This is a genomic window from Microbacterium esteraromaticum, assembly GCF_900163815.1.
GTDB lineage: Bacteria > Actinomycetota > Actinomycetes > Actinomycetales > Microbacteriaceae > Microbacterium > Microbacterium esteraromaticum_B.
Genome location: NZ_FUKO01000019.1, coordinates 488,426 through 504,980 on the forward strand (window position 1 = coordinate 488,426; position 16,555 = coordinate 504,980).

The 16,555-nt window shown below is 66.0% G+C and carries 15 protein-coding genes; 11 read left to right on the forward strand and 4 right to left on the reverse strand.

What is annotated here, in order from left to right; translation table 11 throughout:
- Positions 1 to 21 precede the first annotated feature (21 nt).
- On the forward strand, positions 22 to 450 hold the full coding sequence (gene rbfA, locus FM104_RS07760; RefSeq protein WP_087130852.1) for a 30S ribosome-binding factor RbfA: 429 nt from the start codon (positions 22 to 24) through the stop codon (positions 448 to 450).
- A 9-nt stretch (positions 451 to 459) separates the two neighbouring features.
- Here rbfA and FM104_RS07765 read toward each other — a convergent pair whose 3' ends face one another.
- On the reverse strand, positions 460 to 1,356 hold the full coding sequence (locus tag FM104_RS07765; RefSeq protein ID WP_087130853.1) for an A/G-specific adenine glycosylase: 897 nt from the start codon (positions 1,354 to 1,356) through the stop codon (positions 460 to 462).
- Positions 1,357 to 1,417: 61 nt separating this feature from the next.
- On the opposite strand from FM104_RS07765, the gene truB reads away from it, so the two are divergent.
- The 6 genes from truB to FM104_RS07795 all read left to right on the forward strand — a co-directional run bounded on the left by truB (position 1,418) and on the right by FM104_RS07795 (position 7,691).
- Positions 1,418 to 2,311, forward strand: a complete 894-nt coding sequence (truB, locus tag FM104_RS07770; RefSeq protein ID WP_087130854.1) for a tRNA pseudouridine(55) synthase TruB — start codon at positions 1,418 to 1,420, stop codon at positions 2,309 to 2,311.
- Complete coding sequence (locus FM104_RS07775; RefSeq protein WP_087130855.1) at positions 2,308 to 2,676, forward strand: hypothetical protein; 369 nt, start codon at positions 2,308 to 2,310, stop codon at positions 2,674 to 2,676. Before truB ends, FM104_RS07775 begins: the two co-directional genes overlap by 4 nt.
- Before the next feature lie 44 nt (positions 2,677 to 2,720).
- Positions 2,721 to 3,140, forward strand: coding sequence for a hypothetical protein (locus FM104_RS07780; RefSeq protein WP_256971558.1), 420 nt, complete (start codon positions 2,721 to 2,723; stop codon positions 3,138 to 3,140).
- On the forward strand, positions 3,137 to 4,084 hold the full coding sequence (locus FM104_RS07785) for a bifunctional riboflavin kinase/FAD synthetase (RefSeq protein ID WP_087130857.1): 948 nt from the start codon (positions 3,137 to 3,139) through the stop codon (positions 4,082 to 4,084). Before FM104_RS07780 ends, FM104_RS07785 begins: the two co-directional genes overlap by 4 nt.
- A 206-nt stretch (positions 4,085 to 4,290) precedes the next feature.
- Positions 4,291 to 6,441 (forward strand): DEAD/DEAH box helicase, encoded by a 2,151-nt coding sequence (locus FM104_RS07790; RefSeq protein ID WP_087130858.1) that lies wholly within the window; start codon positions 4,291 to 4,293, stop codon positions 6,439 to 6,441.
- Between the two features lie 221 nt (positions 6,442 to 6,662).
- Complete coding sequence (locus FM104_RS07795; RefSeq protein WP_087130859.1) at positions 6,663 to 7,691, forward strand: 6-phosphofructokinase; 1,029 nt, start codon at positions 6,663 to 6,665, stop codon at positions 7,689 to 7,691.
- A gap of 128 nt (positions 7,692 to 7,819) precedes the next feature.
- On the opposite strand, the gene FM104_RS07800 is transcribed toward FM104_RS07795, so the two are convergent.
- Positions 7,820 to 8,806: a hypothetical protein gene (locus tag FM104_RS07800; protein WP_143738281.1), complete on the reverse strand. Its 987-nt coding sequence runs from the start codon at positions 8,804 to 8,806 to the stop codon at positions 7,820 to 7,822.
- A 257-nt stretch (positions 8,807 to 9,063) separates the two neighbouring features.
- Positions 9,064 to 11,169: a S9 family peptidase gene (locus FM104_RS07805; protein ID WP_256971559.1), complete on the reverse strand. Its 2,106-nt coding sequence runs from the start codon at positions 11,167 to 11,169 to the stop codon at positions 9,064 to 9,066.
- Positions 11,170 to 11,319: 150 nt separating this feature from the next.
- Between FM104_RS07805 and FM104_RS07810 the strand changes: the two genes are divergently transcribed.
- From FM104_RS07810 to FM104_RS07825, 4 genes are all read left to right on the forward strand, one after another.
- A complete protein-coding gene (locus FM104_RS07810) occupies positions 11,320 to 12,783 on the forward strand; it encodes an inorganic phosphate transporter (protein ID WP_087130861.1) in 1,464 nt (487 codons plus the stop codon).
- Positions 12,780 to 13,115 carry a peptidase gene (locus tag FM104_RS07815; protein ID WP_087130862.1) on the forward strand — a complete coding sequence of 112 codons (336 nt, stop codon included), beginning with the start codon at positions 12,780 to 12,782 and terminating at the stop codon, positions 13,113 to 13,115. Before FM104_RS07810 ends, FM104_RS07815 begins: the two co-directional genes overlap by 4 nt.
- A 48-nt stretch (positions 13,116 to 13,163) precedes the next feature.
- On the forward strand, positions 13,164 to 14,072 hold the full coding sequence (locus tag FM104_RS07820; protein ID WP_087130863.1) for a phosphodiesterase: 909 nt from the start codon (positions 13,164 to 13,166) through the stop codon (positions 14,070 to 14,072).
- Between the two features lie 61 nt (positions 14,073 to 14,133).
- A complete protein-coding gene (locus FM104_RS07825; RefSeq protein WP_087130864.1) occupies positions 14,134 to 15,594 on the forward strand; it encodes an aspartate ammonia-lyase in 1,461 nt (486 codons plus the stop codon).
- A gap of 57 nt (positions 15,595 to 15,651) precedes the next feature.
- On the opposite strand, the gene FM104_RS07830 is transcribed toward FM104_RS07825, so the two are convergent.
- Entirely contained in the window at positions 15,652 to 16,521 is an 870-nt protein-coding gene (locus tag FM104_RS07830) for a fumarylacetoacetate hydrolase family protein (protein WP_087130865.1), read from the reverse strand.
- Between the last annotated feature and the right edge of the window lie 34 nt (positions 16,522 to 16,555).

The window sequence follows — 16,555 nt, forward strand, 5'->3', positions numbered from 1 at the left end:
TGCTCTCGGAGGAGAAGGAAAATGGCTGGAGAACGACAGGCACGTCTCGCGGATCGCATTCGCGTCATCCTTGCCGAACGTCTCGAGAAGGGCCTGCGCGACCCACGACTCGGCTTCGTGACGATCACCGACGTGCGCGTCTCCGGAGACCTGCAGCACGCCTCCGTGTTCTACACGGTGCTCGGCACCGATGAAGAGCGCGAGGACAGCGGCAAGGCGCTAGCATCAGCCACTGGCCTGCTGCGCAAGGAAGTCGGCAAGCAGCTCAGCATCCGCCTCGTGCCGACGCTGGAGTTCATCGCCGATGCGCTCCCCGAGAACGCCGGCCACATCGCCGAGCTGCTGCGCGAAGCACGCGAGCGCGACGCGCATGTGTCCAAACTCGCTGAGGGTGCAATCCACGCCGGCGATGCCGACCCGTATCATCACGACGAAGACGAAGAGAGCTGATCGGCCCGATCAGTTCGGGAGGCGCAATTCGCCTTCCGTCGCCTCGATGAGTCCATCGGCGATGAGCGAGTCGATCGCTCGATCGCGCTGCGCGGGGTCCGGCCAGTCTCCAGCCGCTGCATGTGCAGGCAGGACGTGCCCCGGTGCGTCGCGCAGCATCCGCAGAACCGCACCGCGCGCCTGTCGATCAGAGCCTTCGTAACGGGCTTGCCGTCGACGGCGGTCGCCCGTGTCGGGTCGCCCGGCTCGCAGCCACGCACAGACGGATGCCAATGGGCATATCTCGCATCGTGGTGCGCGTGCCGTGCACACGGTGGCGCCCAGTTCCATCATCGCGGCGTTGAAGACGGCAGCCTGATCCTCCGCCTGCGGAAGCAGCTCCGACATGCGATCCAGATCGCGCTTCGACGGGGGAGCGGGCTGCGAACAGCCATCCGCTGCACGAGCGATGACCCGACGCGTATTCGTATCGACCACGGGGTGCCGGTCGCCGTAGTGGAAAGCGGCGACGGCGCGCGCGGTGTAGTCGCCAATGCCCGACAGTGCGAGGAGGGCAGGAACGTCTCTCGGGACGACGCCGTCATGACGCTCGGTCACCTCGATCGCCGCGCGCCGCAGCCATAGCGCACGACGCGGATAGCCGAGGTTCGCCCACTGGTGCACGACCTCGGCAGGGGTGGCACTGGCCATCGCAGCGGGCGAGGGCCAGCGATGCAACCACGCTTCCAAATGCGGGATGACCCGCGACACCGGCGTCTGCTGCAGCATGAATTCGCTGACGAGCGTGCCCCACGCGCCGTATTCGACATGGAATTCCGCATGCCGCCATGGCAGGTCGCGCGCATGCTCGCGATACCAGCTCGACACCTCTGTGAGGTCAGGCGGCGGCGGGGGAGAGGCGGGCACCAGGTCAGCCTAGACGTTGTCGTGACGCATGACTGCGCGGGGGCATCGGTAGGCTGGAGGAATGGTTTCGCCCGGCATTCTGCTCATCGACAAGCCCGGTGGCTTGACCAGTCACGACGTCGTCGCGCGCACGCGGCGTGCGTTCGGCACGCGCAAGGTCGGTCACGCTGGAACGCTCGACCCGATGGCCACGGGACTGCTCGTCCTCGGCATCGAGGGCGCCACGCGCCTGCTGACCTACATCGTCGGCGCCGACAAGACGTATACCGCCACGATTCGTCTCGGGGCGGCAACGACGACCGACGACGCCGAGGGCGAGACCGTCTCAGCGGCGACGCCGGATGCTGTAGACGTCCTCACCGCGGCGCAGATCGCGCATGGCATCGCCGACCTCACTGGTGCCATCTCACAGGTGCCGAGCTCGGTCTCGGCCATCAAGGTCGACGGCCGCCGTGCCTACGACCGGGTGCGAGCGGGCGAAGAGGTCGAACTCGCGGCCCGGCAGGTGACCATCGCGCGCTTCGATCTGCTCGGGCAGCGCCGTGTCGACGATGCGCTCGACCTCGATGTGATCATCGACTGCTCCTCGGGCACGTACATTCGGGCTCTCGCCCGTGACCTGGGGGCGGCCCTCGGTGTGGGTGGGCATCTCACCGCACTCCGCCGCACACGGGTCGGCGGCTTCGAGATCGCGGACGCCCATGCCATCGATGAGCTCGACGCTGCGACTACTCTCAGCCCGGCGGCTGCGGCCGCACGAATCATGCCCGCTCTGATCGTGTCCGCTGACGAGGCGCGAGACCTGCGCCATGGCAAGCGGCTGCAGGGGCAGGCAGACCGGCTCACGGCATCCGAAGTCGCGGGGATCGATCCGGACGGCACGCTGGTCGGAATTCTCGAAGCGCGCGGTCGCGACATCAAGAGCGCCATGAACATGCCGGAGGTACAGGAATGATCCTGTGGTTCACCACCCTGCAGATCGTCGTCGCCTGTGCCGCCGGGCTGTTCTGCCTCATCGCCGGACTCGCTGGGCGCCGTCCGAGCGACTACACCGTCGGCAGTCTTCTGTTCGTCGAGGTGCTGCTCATCGCGCAGGTCGTCATCGCCATCGTGGCGCCGCTGGCCGGCAACCCTCCGACCGGTGATCTGCTCGAGTACTGGGTGTACCTCATCGCCGCGGTGCTGCTGCCGGTCGGCGGCATCCTCTGGGCTCTCCTGGATCGCACCAGATGGAGCACAGTCGTGCTGGGAGTGGTCGGCTTCTCCCTGGCGATCATGCTGTGGCGCATGCAGTCGATCTGGACGCTTCAGATCGCGTGACCGGATCGGCCCGTGCTGCCGCGACGCATAAGATGGATGACGCAATGTCCCACACCATCACACGCGCCCGCATGACGGGTATCGGCCGTGTGCTCGTCATCGTGTATGCGGTGATGGCACTGGCTGCCACCGGTCGCAGCCTCGTCCAGATCATCCGCCGCTTCGATGAGGCCCCGCTCGCCTATGCCCTCTCGGCGCTGGCAGCCGTCGTCTATATCCTCGCGACTCTCGCGCTGATCCTCGCCCATCGTCGCGGCTGGTACACGGTCGCCTGGGCCGCGATCTGCTTCGAACTGGCCGGTGTGCTCATCGTGGGTGCGCTGAGCCTGCTGGTGCCTGACCTGTTCGGCCACGACAGCGTGTGGTCGTACTTCGGCATGGGGTACGTCTTCATCCCGCTCGCTCTGCCGGTGCTCGGGCTGTGGTGGCTGCGCACGCACCACCCGCAGGAGAACCTCGCATGATCGTCTTCCGCGATCCGGCGGAGGTGCCAGCCGACTTCGGGCGGTCGGTGGTCGCGATCGGCAAGTTCGACGGAGTGCACGTGGGGCACCGCACGGTGCTGGAGCGCATGTGCGCCGACGCGCAGGCCATCGGCGCGCGCACGGTGGCGGTGACCTTCGATCGGAATCCGCTTGAGGTGCTGCGGCCTGAACTGTGCCCGGACAGCGTCGTATCGACGGAACGCAAGCTGGAGCTGCTTGGCGAACTGAATCTGGATGCCACGCTTCTGCTCACCTTCGATCGCGCTCTCGCGTCCGTCGAGGCCACCGAATTCGTGCGCACGATCCTCGTCGACGCGCTGCACGTGACCACTGTTCTCGTCGGCCGCGACTTCCGCTTCGGGCGCGGAGGGGCCGGCAACGTCGACCTTCTGCGCGAGCTGGGGCCGCAGTACGGATTCACCGTCGATGTCGTCGAGGACGTGCATCCGGTGGGAACCGGGCGTCGGGTCTCCTCCAGCTGGATCCGCGAGCTGCTCGCGGCCGGTGATGTCTCGCAGGCAGCGGTCGCGCTCGGACGGCAGGTGACAGTATCGGGGATCGTTGTGCACGGTCTCAAGCGCGGTCGCGAGCTCGGCTTCCCGACCGCGAACCTCTCCGAGGTGGTCGATGCGCTCGTTCCGGCCGACGGCATCTACGCCGGTTGGCTGATCGACCATGACGCCGGCATCCGGCATCCGTCGGCGATCTCCGTCGGCACCAATCCGACGTTCGACGATGTCGAGCGCCGACAGGTCGAGGCCCATGTCCTCGACGAATCGGATCTCGACCTGTACGGGCACCACGTGACCGTCGAGTTCACCGATCGCCTGCGGACCATGGTCGCTTTCAACGGCATGGACGCGCTGATCGCACAGATGGCCGCCGATGTCTCCGACGCCCGGATCAGACTCGGACTGGCCTGATTCACGCAGAATTATGACGATGGGCCGCGGCAGCTGTCGCGTTCTGCCGCGGATGTCGTAAACTGTTCGCAGGTACTCGTCGACAACCGCGGCTCCCGCGCAGACCGAGCACCGCACTCCGCACGGTCCTGGCTAGCGCCACACGCGGATGAAATATACGAACCGAAGGCCCCTTCGGCGCTTCGGCACTCACGCTCAGGAGGAGCATGCCGACCACGGCAACGGCCGCATCGCGGCGTAAGAAGACGTCTCGTCGCGACGAAGAGGCACCGCTGATCCCGATTCTCGCCCGAAAGGTACGCGAGATCGAGGCGAAAGCGCAGCGCGCCAAGCTGGGCCCGACCAACCGGGTCAAGTTCCAGGTGATCGCGTTCCTCGTCCGTGAGGAGCGGGCCCGCGTGAAGGCAGACCCCGAAGTGACGGATGCTGCTCGAGCCGAGCTACTGAAGCGTCTCGATGGGGTGGCGACGATTCTCGCCAAGACCGCGGCACGAGACACCTCGCTGATCCAGCTGCTGGAAGCCGATCAGGCGACTTCACCGGTCGCGAAGCGCATGCGACGGGACTGGCTTCTCGAGTCGGGTGCGGAGCTTCCCCCGGAAGAGCTCGTCATCACCGACATCGCGCCGGTGCGCACGCAGGTCGTGTCGGCTGCGCTCGCCGAGAAGCAGGTCACTCCGCCCTCGGTGGAATCGCGCCAGCTCGCCTCGCCTTTCCTCGAGCCGGATCTCACCCCGCGCGCCGGAGCTGTTCCGCGCCGTCGCCTTGACGGGTGGGAGCTGATGGGCCCGCTCTACAAGGCATTCGAGTCCGGAGCCGGTGGAGGCGCGGCCACGATGGAGCTGCCGCCGACACCCGAGTACGACCACATCTCGCCCAAGGGCCGCGAAGTCATGGTGCACCAGTCGCGCTTCGTCGAGGCGGTCCGCTCCGGGCACCGCAGCTTCCTTCTCGCCGACGAGCCAGGCCTCGGCAAGACCGCGCAGTCGGTGCTCGCGGCGTCGATCGCCGGAGCATATCCGCTGCTGGTCGTCGTGCCGAACGTGGTGAAGATGAACTGGGCACGCGAGGTCGAACGGTGGACGCCGCAGCGGCGCGCCACGGTGATCCAGGGCGACGGCAGCGATATCGACGCCTTCGCCGATGTGTTCATCGTGAACTACGAGATCCTCGATCGGCATCTGTCCTGGCTCGGTGAGATCGGTCTGAAGGGCATGGTCGTCGATGAGGCGCACTTCATCAAGAACCTCTCCTCGCAGCGTTCGCAGAATGTGCTTGCCCTGGGATCGCGCATCCGCGAGCACCAGCGGAACCCGCTGATGCTTGCCCTGACCGGAACGCCGTTGATCAACGACGTAGAGGACTTCGATGCGATCTGGCGTTTCCTCGGCTGGACCAACGGCGAGAAGCCCGGCGCGGAGCTGATGGAGAAGCTGGATGCCACCGGTCTGACGCCCGCGGACAAGTCGTTCTACGCGGAGGCTCGCGAGGCCGTGATCTCAATGGGCATCGTCCGGCGCAAGAAGAAGGATGTCGCCGCAGACCTGCCGGACAAGCTCGTGGCCGATCTGCCCGTGCAGCTCGATGACGAGTTCGGGCGCAGCATCCGTCAGGCCGAGCGCGAACTCGGCGAGCGGATGGCAGCGAAGTATCGCCGCATCATCGAGGCGCGCGCGTCGTCTTCGAATCCGAACCGACCGTCTGCGGGCGAGATCGATGACGACATCGTGCGTCTCGTCGCGCACAATGAGCTCGAGGAGTCGAAGGCTGCGGGCACCGGGGGAGACAACGTCTTCACCATGGTGCGCAAGATCGGTCAGGCCAAGGCGCAGCTTGCGGCAGATTACGCGGCCCAGCTGCAGCGTTCGGTGCAGAAGGTCGTGTTCTTCGCGAAGCATGTCGACGTCATGGATCAGGCCGAGGCGCACTTCGCAGCCGCTGGCATCAAATCGGTATCGGTGCGGGGAGACCAGACGACGCCGGTGCGTCAGGCCGCGATCGATGCGTTCAACACTGATCCCGAGGTGGGTATCGCCGTCTGTTCGCTCACCGCGGCCGGTGTCGGCGTGAACCTGCAGGTGGCATCCAACGTGGTGCTCGCCGAGCTCAGCTGGACGGCTGCCGAGCAGACCCAGGCGATCGACCGCGTGCACCGCATCGGCCAGGACGAGCCGGTTACCGCATGGCGGATCATCGCCGCGCACACGATCGATACGAAGATCGCCGAGCTGATCGATCAGAAGCAGGGCCTGGCGGCTCGCGCTCTGGACGGCGAAGCCGTGGCTGACGATCCCAGTGAATCGGTGCAGATGGCTGCTCTGATGCATCTGCTGCGTGAGGCGCTCGGCGGAGCCTGACAGCACGCACTCGCAAGCGGGCTTTAAGAACAATGGTTCTTGAGGCCCGCTTTCGCTTACAACGAGGTGAGGCCGCCAAGAAGTGCGGAATGAGGCCTGATCGACGTCAAGATCATTCGTTTTCGGCGTTGAGGAATAGCATCCGCTCGGGTTCCCCATTAGTGTCGAAGGCGGGCAGCGTCGCCTTTACCCATCTTTCCCCGAAGCATGAAGGCAGCAGCATGAAGATCGGCATTCTCACGAGCGGCGGCGACTGCCCCGGCTTGAACGCAGTCATCCGCGGCATCGTGCTCAAGGGCACCACCACCTACGAGCTCGAGTTCGTCGGCATCCGTGATGGATGGCGCGGCGTCGTCGACGGCGATTTCTTCCCGCTCACCCGTCACGAGGTGAAGGGCCTGTCGAAGGTCGGCGGAACGATCCTCGGCACGAGCCGCACGAACCCCTATGAGGGTCCGCGCGGCGGTGCCGAGAGCATCGCCAAGACGCTCGCCGAGCACAACATCGATGGCATCATCGCGATCGGCGGCGAGGGAACACTGGCCGCGGCCGACCGCTTGGCCAACGACGGCATCAACGTGCTGGGCGTGCCGAAGACGATCGACAATGACCTGCGTGCGACCGACTACTCCTTCGGTTTCGATACAGCGGTGAACATCGCAACCGATGCCATGGATCGCCTGCGCACCACCGGGGAATCGCACCAGCGATGCATGGTCGCCGAGGTCATGGGGCGTCACGTCGGCTGGATCGCGCTTCATGCGGGCATGGCGGCTGGCGCGCATGTCATCTGCATTCCCGAGGTGCCGATGTCGATCGACGAGGTCTGCGCGCTCGTCACCAGCGCCCACGACAGAGGCCGCGCGCCACTGGTCGTCGTCTCGGAGGGGTTCACCCTGACCGGGATGGAAGAGGCATACAGCGATAAGGGTCTCGACGCCTTCAACCGTCCGCGTCTCGGTGGCATCAGCGAGATCATCGCTCCCGAGATCGAGCGGCGTACAGGCATCGAGACGCGCTCCACGGTGCTCGGACACATTCAGCGCGGCGGGTCGCCCTCGGGCTTCGACCGCGTGCTGGCGACGCGTCTCGGGCTGAATGCCGCCGATGCGATCGTCGATCAGGCATGGGGCCAGATGGTCTCGATGCGCGGCACTGACATCGTGCGGGTGCCGTTCGCCGAAGCGCTGGTCGAGCTCAACACGGTGCCGCTCGCTCGCTACGAGGAGGCGTCCGCGCTCTTCGGGTGAGCCCGCGCAGCATCCGCCTCGGGCGGGTATCGGAGCCCCGCATCCGCCACTAGTGCTCGCAGCAGCGGAGTGCGTCCCAGAAAAGGCCGGTTGGTTTCCGCAGCACCAGCCATTTGTGGGACACGCTGTCAACCGCGTCCCGGACGCCATCCTGCGTCGAACAGCGCGACGGCTACCTTGTCGACGGCGATCTGCGGATCCGGTCGTAGATGGTGGCTGAGGATGCGCACATGCTGCCAGTGTTGCGCCCGAATTGCATCCCAACGATCGGCATCCTTGGCGAATTGACCGGCCTCCGCGTGACCCCGGCCGTCGTACTCCGGCGCCACTCGGTATTTCGGATAGGCGAGATCGAGCCGTGCGACGAAGCGGCCGCTGTCGTCCACCAGGTTCATGTTCAGAACTGGCTCGGGGAGGCCTGCGCGCGTCAGCACCAGCCGCAATCGGCTCTCCTCCGAGCTTTCCGATCCCGAGCGGATCTCCTGCAGGGCGGCTCGCAGCAGCCTGCGCACATCGCCTGCCTCGGCGACTTCGCGGCGCAGGTCGTCGAGGGTGACCAACCGTCGCCGGGGGTGGATGAGGAAGTCGCCGGCGACGATCAGGTCATCCAGGCCCCATTGCGAGGCCGATTGACGCCACATGCGCGCCGGGTGCTCGATCGGCAGTCCGCCAGCTCGCCAGCGGGCCGACTCTCGTGCCTGAAGGCGATGTCCCCGGACACCGTTCCGACGGGGGAGCGGATGCGGGCGCCGAACGGACACGTGCACCTCACGTCGGTCGGTGGTCGTGTATGGCAGGGGACAGCCCAGGACAGCGAGTCCCGTCTCGTGGCTCAGGAATTGATGAGGGGTGAACGCTACGACGTAGCCCTCGATATCGTCGCGCAGACGAGTCGAGAGGCGCTGCATCCGCTGAGTGGGTGTGAGGTTGTCCTGATCGCTCCCTCCCTCAGCATCCGCTGCTTCCTCCTTGCTGCGGATTCGCCGGACGCCACGGGTCGGTGACGAGAGATCAGCAGCCCGCAGACGAGATCGCGCAATGCCGGCCTCGCGGGCCCGCGCGACATGGAAGGGGCCATCGACGAAGTCATCGGGAAGCGGCTGCCGGCGAGTCATCCCCATATCTCACCCGGTCGGCACGGCGGTCCGGTACCGGATCCCCACGAACTGTGCACAAGCTGCGACGACCCGCCATTGTGCAGGAGGAAGGAGATCCGTGTCCCTGTCTCAGTAGTGGCGGCTCACCGTGCCGACCACTCGCCAGTGCTGAGACATGCCGAGGGAGTCGGGCCAGAAGTGGCGGGTGCGCGGTGAGCACACCCACCACTTCTGAGACATGCCGCGGATGCAGGGGAGCGGCGCGCGCGCCGAGGCTAATCGGCGAGACCGAAGACGTCCAGCATCCACGCGATTTCGAACGCGCGTTCGCGCCAGGCGTTGTAGCGACCGCTGACGCCGCCGTGACCAGCTGACATCTCGCACTTCATGATCACGTCGGCAGCGCCCGCCTCGCGCAGCCGCGCGACCCATTTGGCCGGCTCCACGTACAGCACGCGCGTGTCGTTCAGCGATGTCATCGCGAGGATGCGGGGATACGCCACACCATCGCGCACGTTCTCGTACGGCGTGTACGACTTCATGTACGCGTAGACATCGGCGTCGTGCAGCGGGTCGCCCCACTCGTCCCACTCCACCACGGTCAGCGGCAGCGACGGGTCGAGGATCGAGGTGAGCGCGTCGACGAACGGCACGGCGGCGAGGATGCCGGCGAACAGCTCGGGTGCGATATTCGCCACAGCGCCCATCAGCAGACCGCCAGCGCTGCCACCCTCGGCGATCATCCGGTCAGGGGTGGTGACGCCGGTGTCGATCAGATGCTGCGCGCAGGCGACGAAGTCGGTGAAGGTGTTGCGCTTGTTCAGCTCCTTGCCGTCCTCGTACCAGTGGCGTCCCATCTCGCCGCCGCCGCGCACGTGCGCGACCGCGAAGACGACGCCGCGGTCGAGCATCGACAGTCGCATCATCGAGAAGCCCGGGTCGATCGAGTGTTCGTAGGCCCCGTATCCGTACAGGTGCACCGGCCGGACAGATGCGCCGGGTTCACCGAAGGAGCGCTTCCAGACGAGAGAGATCGGCACCAGCACGCCGTCGGATGCTGTCGCCCACACCCGCCGCTGGCCGTACTCGGCCGCGTCATAGCCGCCGAGTACCGCAAGCTGCTTGCGCACGTGCTTCTCACCGGTCGCGACTTCGAGATCGAGCACGGTCGACGGTGTGACGAACGAGGTGTACCCCATTCGCAGGAACGGAGTGTGCCATTCCGGGTTGCCGCTGAAGTACGCCTCGAACAGCGGCTCGTCGAAACCGATCTCGTCGAGGATGCCGGTCTTGATGTCCATGACCGCGGTGCGCGACAGACCCTCTCGGCGGTATTCGACGGTCGCGAAGTCGCGGAAGCAGTCCACATCGAGGATCCGGCGGCCAGCGGTGTGCTCCAGCAGCATCTGGCGCGCACCCTGCGGGTCCGTCGCCGCCACCGATATCAACTCGAAATCGAGAGCATTCTCGTTGTGCAGGATCAGCAGACGATCCTCGCCGTCGACGACGGCGTGATCGACTGAGTATTCGACCCCGTCGCGACGCGGCCACACCACGAGCGGCTCACCAGTCACATCGGCGAGATCCACCAGCAGCTCTTCGCTGGTGATCTTCGAGCCGAGACCGATCACCAGGTACCGCTTGCTGCGGGTGATCCCCGCACCGAGCCAGAACCGCTCGTCCGGTTCGTGGAACAGCTGCACATCGGCATCCGGAGCCGTGCCGATCCGATGCAGCCAGAGGGTGTCCGGCCGCCACGCCTCATCACGCGTCGTGTACAGAATGCTCGAGCCATCGGGGGTGAAGAACGCCTGAGCGGTGTTGTCGACGACGTCTGAGAGCGTCTCACCGGAGACGAGATCGCGCACGTGCACGGTGTACACCTCGGATCCTTCGACATCGACCGACCACAGCAGGCGCGTGCCATCGTCTGACACATCGAACGCGCCGAGCGAGAAGAACTCGTGGCCTTCGGCTTCGATATTGCCGTCCAGAAGGATCTGCTCACCGGGAACCGGAACACCAGGTTCAAGTACCGGGGGAGTCCAGTCGTCGCTCGCCACCGGGGTACGGCACTGGATGCCGTATTGCGCGCCCTCTACGGTGCGCCCGTAGAACCACCAATCGCCTCGGCGGGTCGGCACGGAAAGATCCGTCTCCTGCACGCGTGCCTTGACCTCGTCGAACAGCTGCTCGCGCAGCGACGCGAGATGCGCGGTTCTGGTTTCTGCATAGGCGTTCTCTGACTCGAGGTGCTCGACGACCTCAGGATCCTCCTTGACACGGAGCCATTCGTAGGCGTCTTCGAAAGTATCGCCATGGTGGGTGCGTGTGGTGGGACGTCGGCCTGCAACGGGCGGCTGGATGCTGGAATCGCTCACTCGCTCAACGCTACCCGAGGCGAGTTGACCGGGTGGAGGAGGGGTGGGAGGATTCACACGGGCCCGGAAACGGAAAACGAACCCACGGTGAACTCTTCGTTCGTCACGCCGACTTCGGCACTTCCCTGGTAGATCCAACGAAAGAGAACGGTGGAAACCGCAGCCCTCATCGTCGTGCTGGTCATCGCGCTGGCATTGTTCTTCGACTTCACCAATGGATTCCACGACACCGCGAACGCGATGGCGACGCCGATCGCGACCGGAGCCCTCAAGCCCAAGACGGCTGTGCTGCTTGCGGCGCTGCTCAATCTGGTCGGCGCGTTCCTCTCGACGGAGGTGGCCAAGACCGTATCCGGTGGCATCGTCCGAGAATCCGAGATCAGTCATGCGATCCTGCCCCAGTTGATCTTCGCCGGTCTCATCGGCGCGATCACCTGGAACATGCTGACCTGGTTGCTTGGCCTGCCGTCCAGCTCCTCGCACGCACTCTTCGGTGGCCTCATCGGCGCCACCCTCGTGGGAGTCGGCGCGTCAGGCATCGACTTCGGGGTCGTCCTGTCGAAGGTCATCCTGCCGGCTCTGATCGCTCCGCTGACAGCGGGAATCATCGCGTACCTCGCGACAAAGATCGCCTATTCCATTACGCGGCGATACGACGGCAAACCGGATGGCCGTGACTGCTTCCGCTGGGGACAGATCTTCACCTCATCGCTGGTGGCTCTGGCGCACGGCACCAACGACGCGCAGAAGACGATGGGTGTCATCACCCTCGCACTGATCACCGTCGGCTGGCAGACCGGCGACCCGACCAGCGAGGACTTCCACAACCCCGAGTTCTGGGTCATCGTCGCCTGTGCTTTCACGATCGCGCTCGGCACCTACCTCGGCGGCTGGCGCATCATCCGCACGCTCGGCAAGGGACTGACCGAGGTCAAGCCCGCGCAGGGTTTCGCAGCCGAGAGCTCAACCGCAGCGACCATTCTCGCTTCCAGCGCGCTGGGCTTCGCCCTCTCGACGACGCAGGTCGCATCGGGCTCAGTCATCGGATCCGGCCTCGGTCGCCGCGGTTCCGTCGTGCGGTGGGGGACAGCGGGGCGCATCGCTGTCGGATGGCTGCTGACGCTTCCGGCCGCCGGCGCGGTCGGCGGTCTCGCCGCCTGGCTGGTCGTGCTCTGGGGCAATTGGGGCGTCGTGGTCGACGCGGTGATCGCCGTCGTCATCATCGTCGGCCTGTTCCTGCGCTCGCGCCGCGACGCGGTGACAGCATCCAACGCGATGAGCAGCATCGCCAAGTCCGGCCAGGCCGTGGAAACCCCCGAGGTCCCTGGCCCCACGCGTCGCACCACGCGGATGGAGCTCGTCCGAGCGCTGGCTCGCGCAGAGCGCAAGGCCGACGAGGCAGAGCGGGCCGCACGCAAGGCCAAGAAGCTCAAGAAGTCCGGCGGCAGTCCCGCGGAGATCAAGGCGGCGCGCAAGGCCGCGCAGCGCGCGGCGGAGAAGTTCGCCGATGCGCAAGCGGCAGCGCAGGAGTGGGAGCTGCTCAGTGCGAGCCGGCGTGCGCGCGCTGAGCTTGCCGAATGGGAGATCTCGATCGAAGAGGAGGCTCCGCGATGAGCGTCGACATCGACTGGGCGGCGTTCCTCAGCGTCTTCATCGCCGCGCTGATCGCCGCGACTCTGATCGTCGCACTCTATGCGACGGGGCTGCGGATGCTGGTGCGCGCCGGGCGCGCGCCGGTGGTCAGCCCAGCGGAGTTCACCGATGCGATCACGATCATCTCGGCGAAAGACATCCGCCGCGCCGAGAAGCAGGCGGCGAAAGCAGCGAAGAAGAGTCCGCTGACCCCCGCGCAGCGGATGTTCTCGCTCGTGATCGCATATGCCTGCTTCGCGCTGTGCGGTGCGGCCGTGATCACCGGCGTGCTCATCATCTTCTTCCACCACTGACGCACTGCCTGCGGTTGCAGGCAGTGCGTTCGGTTCTAGGCTGGTCGCATGTCAGCGCGCTACGCCTTCGGTCGACACGAGCCTGCTTCGCATGTCATCGTGCACGTCAGCGACCCGCACCTGCTCGCCGATGGTGCAGCGCTCGGCGGTCGTTACGACGTCGAAACCAACCTGGCACGCACTCTCCAGGCGATTCGCTCGGTGAATGTCCAGCCGGCGGCGATCGTCGTCACCGGCGATCTGGCCGACCTGGGTGAGCCCGAGGCGTACCAACGCCTGCGGAGAGCTGTCGAGCCGGCCGCCGATGAGCTCGGCTGTCCGCTGATCTGGGTGGCGGGAAACCATGATGAGCGCCCGGCGCTGCGCGAGAACCTCCTTGATCTGCCGCCGACGGAAGAGCCCGTCACGGGGGTGTGGGATCTGAGCGGTCTGCGTCTGATCGCGCTCGACACGAGCGTGCCCGGGTGGCACCACGGCGACCTCGATGTCGATCAGCTCGAGTGGCTGCGCGATCTGCTGCGCGAGCCGGCACCGCACGGCACTCTGCTGGCGATGCACCATCCGCCTCTGCCCAGTCACGTGCCGCTGTTCGACATCCTGGAGCTGCAGCATCAGGAAGAGCTCGCAGACATCATCCGTGGAACCGACGTGCGCGGCATCCTGGCCGGGCACCTGCACTATTCTTCGCATGGCACGTTCGCCGGCATCCCGGTCAGCGTGGCGTCCGCCACCTGCTACACGATGAACGTCGCGCTGCCGGCGGCCGAGGTCAATGGCATGGATGCTGCGCAGTCGTTCCAACTCGTGCACGTGCATCCTGGCACGATCACGCACACCGTGGTGCCGGTGACGGATGCTCGCACCGGCGACTACTTCTCACCCGAGTGGGCCGAGCGAATGGCCCAGCTGTCACCAGAGGAGCGACGCGAAGCGTTCTCTCGAAAGCCACCGCGCTGAGCGGCGTAGACTGGACGCATCCCCCAAGATTCCTACTCGCCACTACCCACAAGGATGTGACATGGCCGCTGTTGAGCCAGCCCTGACCCGTACAGAGTCCGATTCGATCGGGAGCATGGAAGTTCCGATCGAGGCGTATTGGGGCGTGCACACCGCCCGCGCCGAAGCGAACTTCCCGATCACGAAGCGGCCCATCTCGGTCTACCCCGACCTGATTCGCGGCCTGGCGATGGTCAAGCAGGCCAGTGCCAGAGCGAACAAGGAGATCGGGGTCCTCGACGCCGAGCGCGCCGACCTGATCGACCATGCATCCCAGCGCGTCATCGACGGCGAGTTCCACGACCAGTTCGTCGTCGGGGTCATCCAGGGCGGCGCTGGCACGTCGACGAACATGAACGCCAACGAGGTCATCACCAACATCGCGCTGGAGATGGCAGGCCGTGAGAAGGGCGACTACGCATTCCTGTCGCCCATCGACCACACCAACCGCAGCCAGTCGACCAATGACGTGTACCCGACAGCCATCAAGATCGGCCTGTCGCTGAATCTGCACACGCTGCTCGACGAGCTCGACCTGCTGCGCCGTTCGTTCCTGGCCAAGGCATCCGAGTTCCACGACGTGCTGAAGGTCGGACGCACGCAGCTGCAGGATGCCGTGCCGATGACGCTCGGTCAGGAGTTCCACGGCTTCGCATCGACGCTCGGCTACGATCACACCCGCCTCACCGAGAACGCCTCGCTGCTGTTCGAGATCAACATGGGAGCCACGGCGATCGGCACCGGCATCACCACCCACCCGGGCTACGCCGCGTCGGTCGTGCGTCACCTGCGCTCGATCTCCGGCCTTGACCTGCAGACGGCAGCCGACCTGGTGGAGTCCACCAGCGACACCGGTTCGTTCATGTCCTTCTCGTCGAGCCTCAAGCGCAACGCGATCAAACTGTCGAAGATCTGCAACGACCTGCGGCTGCTGTCGTCGGGACCGCAGGCGGGGCTCAGCGAGATCAACCTGCCCGCAATGCAGGCCGGCTCCAGCATCATGCCCGGCAAGGTCAACCCGGTGATCCCCGAGGTCGTCAACCAGGTCGCATTCGCCGTCGCGGGTGCCGACATGACCGTCACGATGGCAGTGGAAGGCGGCCAGCTGCAGCTGAACGCCTTCGAGCCGGTGATCGCTCACTCGATCTTCCAGTCGATCACCTGGATGCGTCAGGCGATGTGGACGCTGCGCGTGAATTGCGTCGATGGCATCACCGCCAATCGTGCGCGTCTGGGCGCGATGGTCGGCGCCTCGGTGGGTGTGGTCACCGCACTCACCCCGTTCATCGGCTATGCAGCATCCGCAGCTCTCGCGAAGACGGCGCTGCTCACCAACCGCAACGTCGCCGACCTGGTGGTCGAGGCCGGACTGATGTCTCGTGAAGAGGTCACGAAGCAGCTCTCGCCGGCCCGCCTCTCCGGGCTGGAGACGGTCACCGAAGCGATCCCGGTGATCGCCGTCGAAGACCTGCTCGAGTCCTGAGCCGGCTGTGAAGAGGGCGCCTTCCGCGAAACCCCCGGAAGGCGCCCTCTCTCGTGATCAGTCGAGGATGCGGCAGTGCGTCGTCAACTCGCCGATGCCGTCGATGCCGACCGTCACCGTGGAGCGGTCGCGCAGGAAGATCTGCGGGTCGCGGGAGTAGCCGGCGCCGCCGGGGCTGCCGGTCGAGATGAGTGTGCCGGGCAGCAGCGTGATCGATGAGGAGAGATGGGCGATGAGCGTGGAGACCGGCCGCACCATCTGCCCGGTGCTCGCGTCCTGAACGGTGTGGCCGTCGATGACCGTCCAGATGTGCAGATCCTGCGGATCCGGGATCTCATCGGCGGTGACGACGACGGGGCCGGTGGGAGTGAATCCGTCGAACGACTTGCAGCGGGACCACTGCGCCTCGGCGAACTGGATGTCCCGTGCCGTGATGTCGTTCACGACCGTGTACCCCCAGACGCAATCGAGCGCGTCGTCTGCCGAGACGTTCTTCGTCGGTCGGCCGATGATGACGCCGAGCTCGGCCTCGTAGTCGACGGATTCGCTGAGCGTCCGTGGCCAGGCGGTGGTGCTTTCGTGCCCGGTGAGGGAGTTCGGCCACAGCGTGAACACCGTCGGTGCGGTGTCGGTCTTCAGCCCCAGCTCGCTGGAGTGGGCGGCGTAGTTCAGGCCGACGGCGAGGATGGCCGGAGGATTGACGACCGCGGATCCGTAGGCGAAGTCTCCGAGCGGATGCCGGGGAGCGTCGCCCTTGCTGAGGGCATCGCGCAGTCGGTGGAGGAGCTCGTCACCGCCCTCGATCAGACCCTGCAGGTCGGTCGGACTGGGCGAGAGCAGATCGCTGACGAGGATCGCTTCTTCACGGTCGATGACGGCAAGATGGAGGATCTCGGAATCAGGAGTGCTGAGATGGGCGAACTGCATGCCTCTACGCTACCGGCCCGGATGTCTGAGAAGA

Coding starts and splice junctions, on each gene's coding strand:
- FM104_RS07780 (WP_256971558.1), top strand. CDS start 2,721: ATGTCCCACACCATCACACGCGCCCGCATGACGGGTATCGGCCGTGTG.
- FM104_RS07830 (WP_087130865.1), bottom strand. CDS start 16,521: ATGCAGTTCGCCCATCTCAGCACTCCTGATTCCGAGATCCTCCATCTT.
- FM104_RS07825 (WP_087130864.1), top strand. CDS start 14,134: ATGGCCGCTGTTGAGCCAGCCCTGACCCGTACAGAGTCCGATTCGATC.
- FM104_RS07785 (WP_087130857.1), top strand. CDS start 3,137: ATGATCGTCTTCCGCGATCCGGCGGAGGTGCCAGCCGACTTCGGGCGG.
- FM104_RS07790 (WP_087130858.1), top strand. CDS start 4,291: ATGCCGACCACGGCAACGGCCGCATCGCGGCGTAAGAAGACGTCTCGT.
- FM104_RS07775 (WP_087130855.1), top strand. CDS start 2,308: ATGATCCTGTGGTTCACCACCCTGCAGATCGTCGTCGCCTGTGCCGCC.
- FM104_RS07800 (WP_143738281.1), bottom strand. CDS start 8,806: ATGACTCGCCGGCAGCCGCTTCCCGATGACTTCGTCGATGGCCCCTTC.
- truB (WP_087130854.1), top strand. CDS start 1,418: ATGGTTTCGCCCGGCATTCTGCTCATCGACAAGCCCGGTGGCTTGACC.
- FM104_RS07815 (WP_087130862.1), top strand. CDS start 12,780: ATGAGCGTCGACATCGACTGGGCGGCGTTCCTCAGCGTCTTCATCGCC.
- rbfA (WP_087130852.1), top strand. CDS start 22: ATGGCTGGAGAACGACAGGCACGTCTCGCGGATCGCATTCGCGTCATC.
- FM104_RS07820 (WP_087130863.1), top strand. CDS start 13,164: ATGTCAGCGCGCTACGCCTTCGGTCGACACGAGCCTGCTTCGCATGTC.
- FM104_RS07795 (WP_087130859.1), top strand. CDS start 6,663: ATGAAGATCGGCATTCTCACGAGCGGCGGCGACTGCCCCGGCTTGAAC.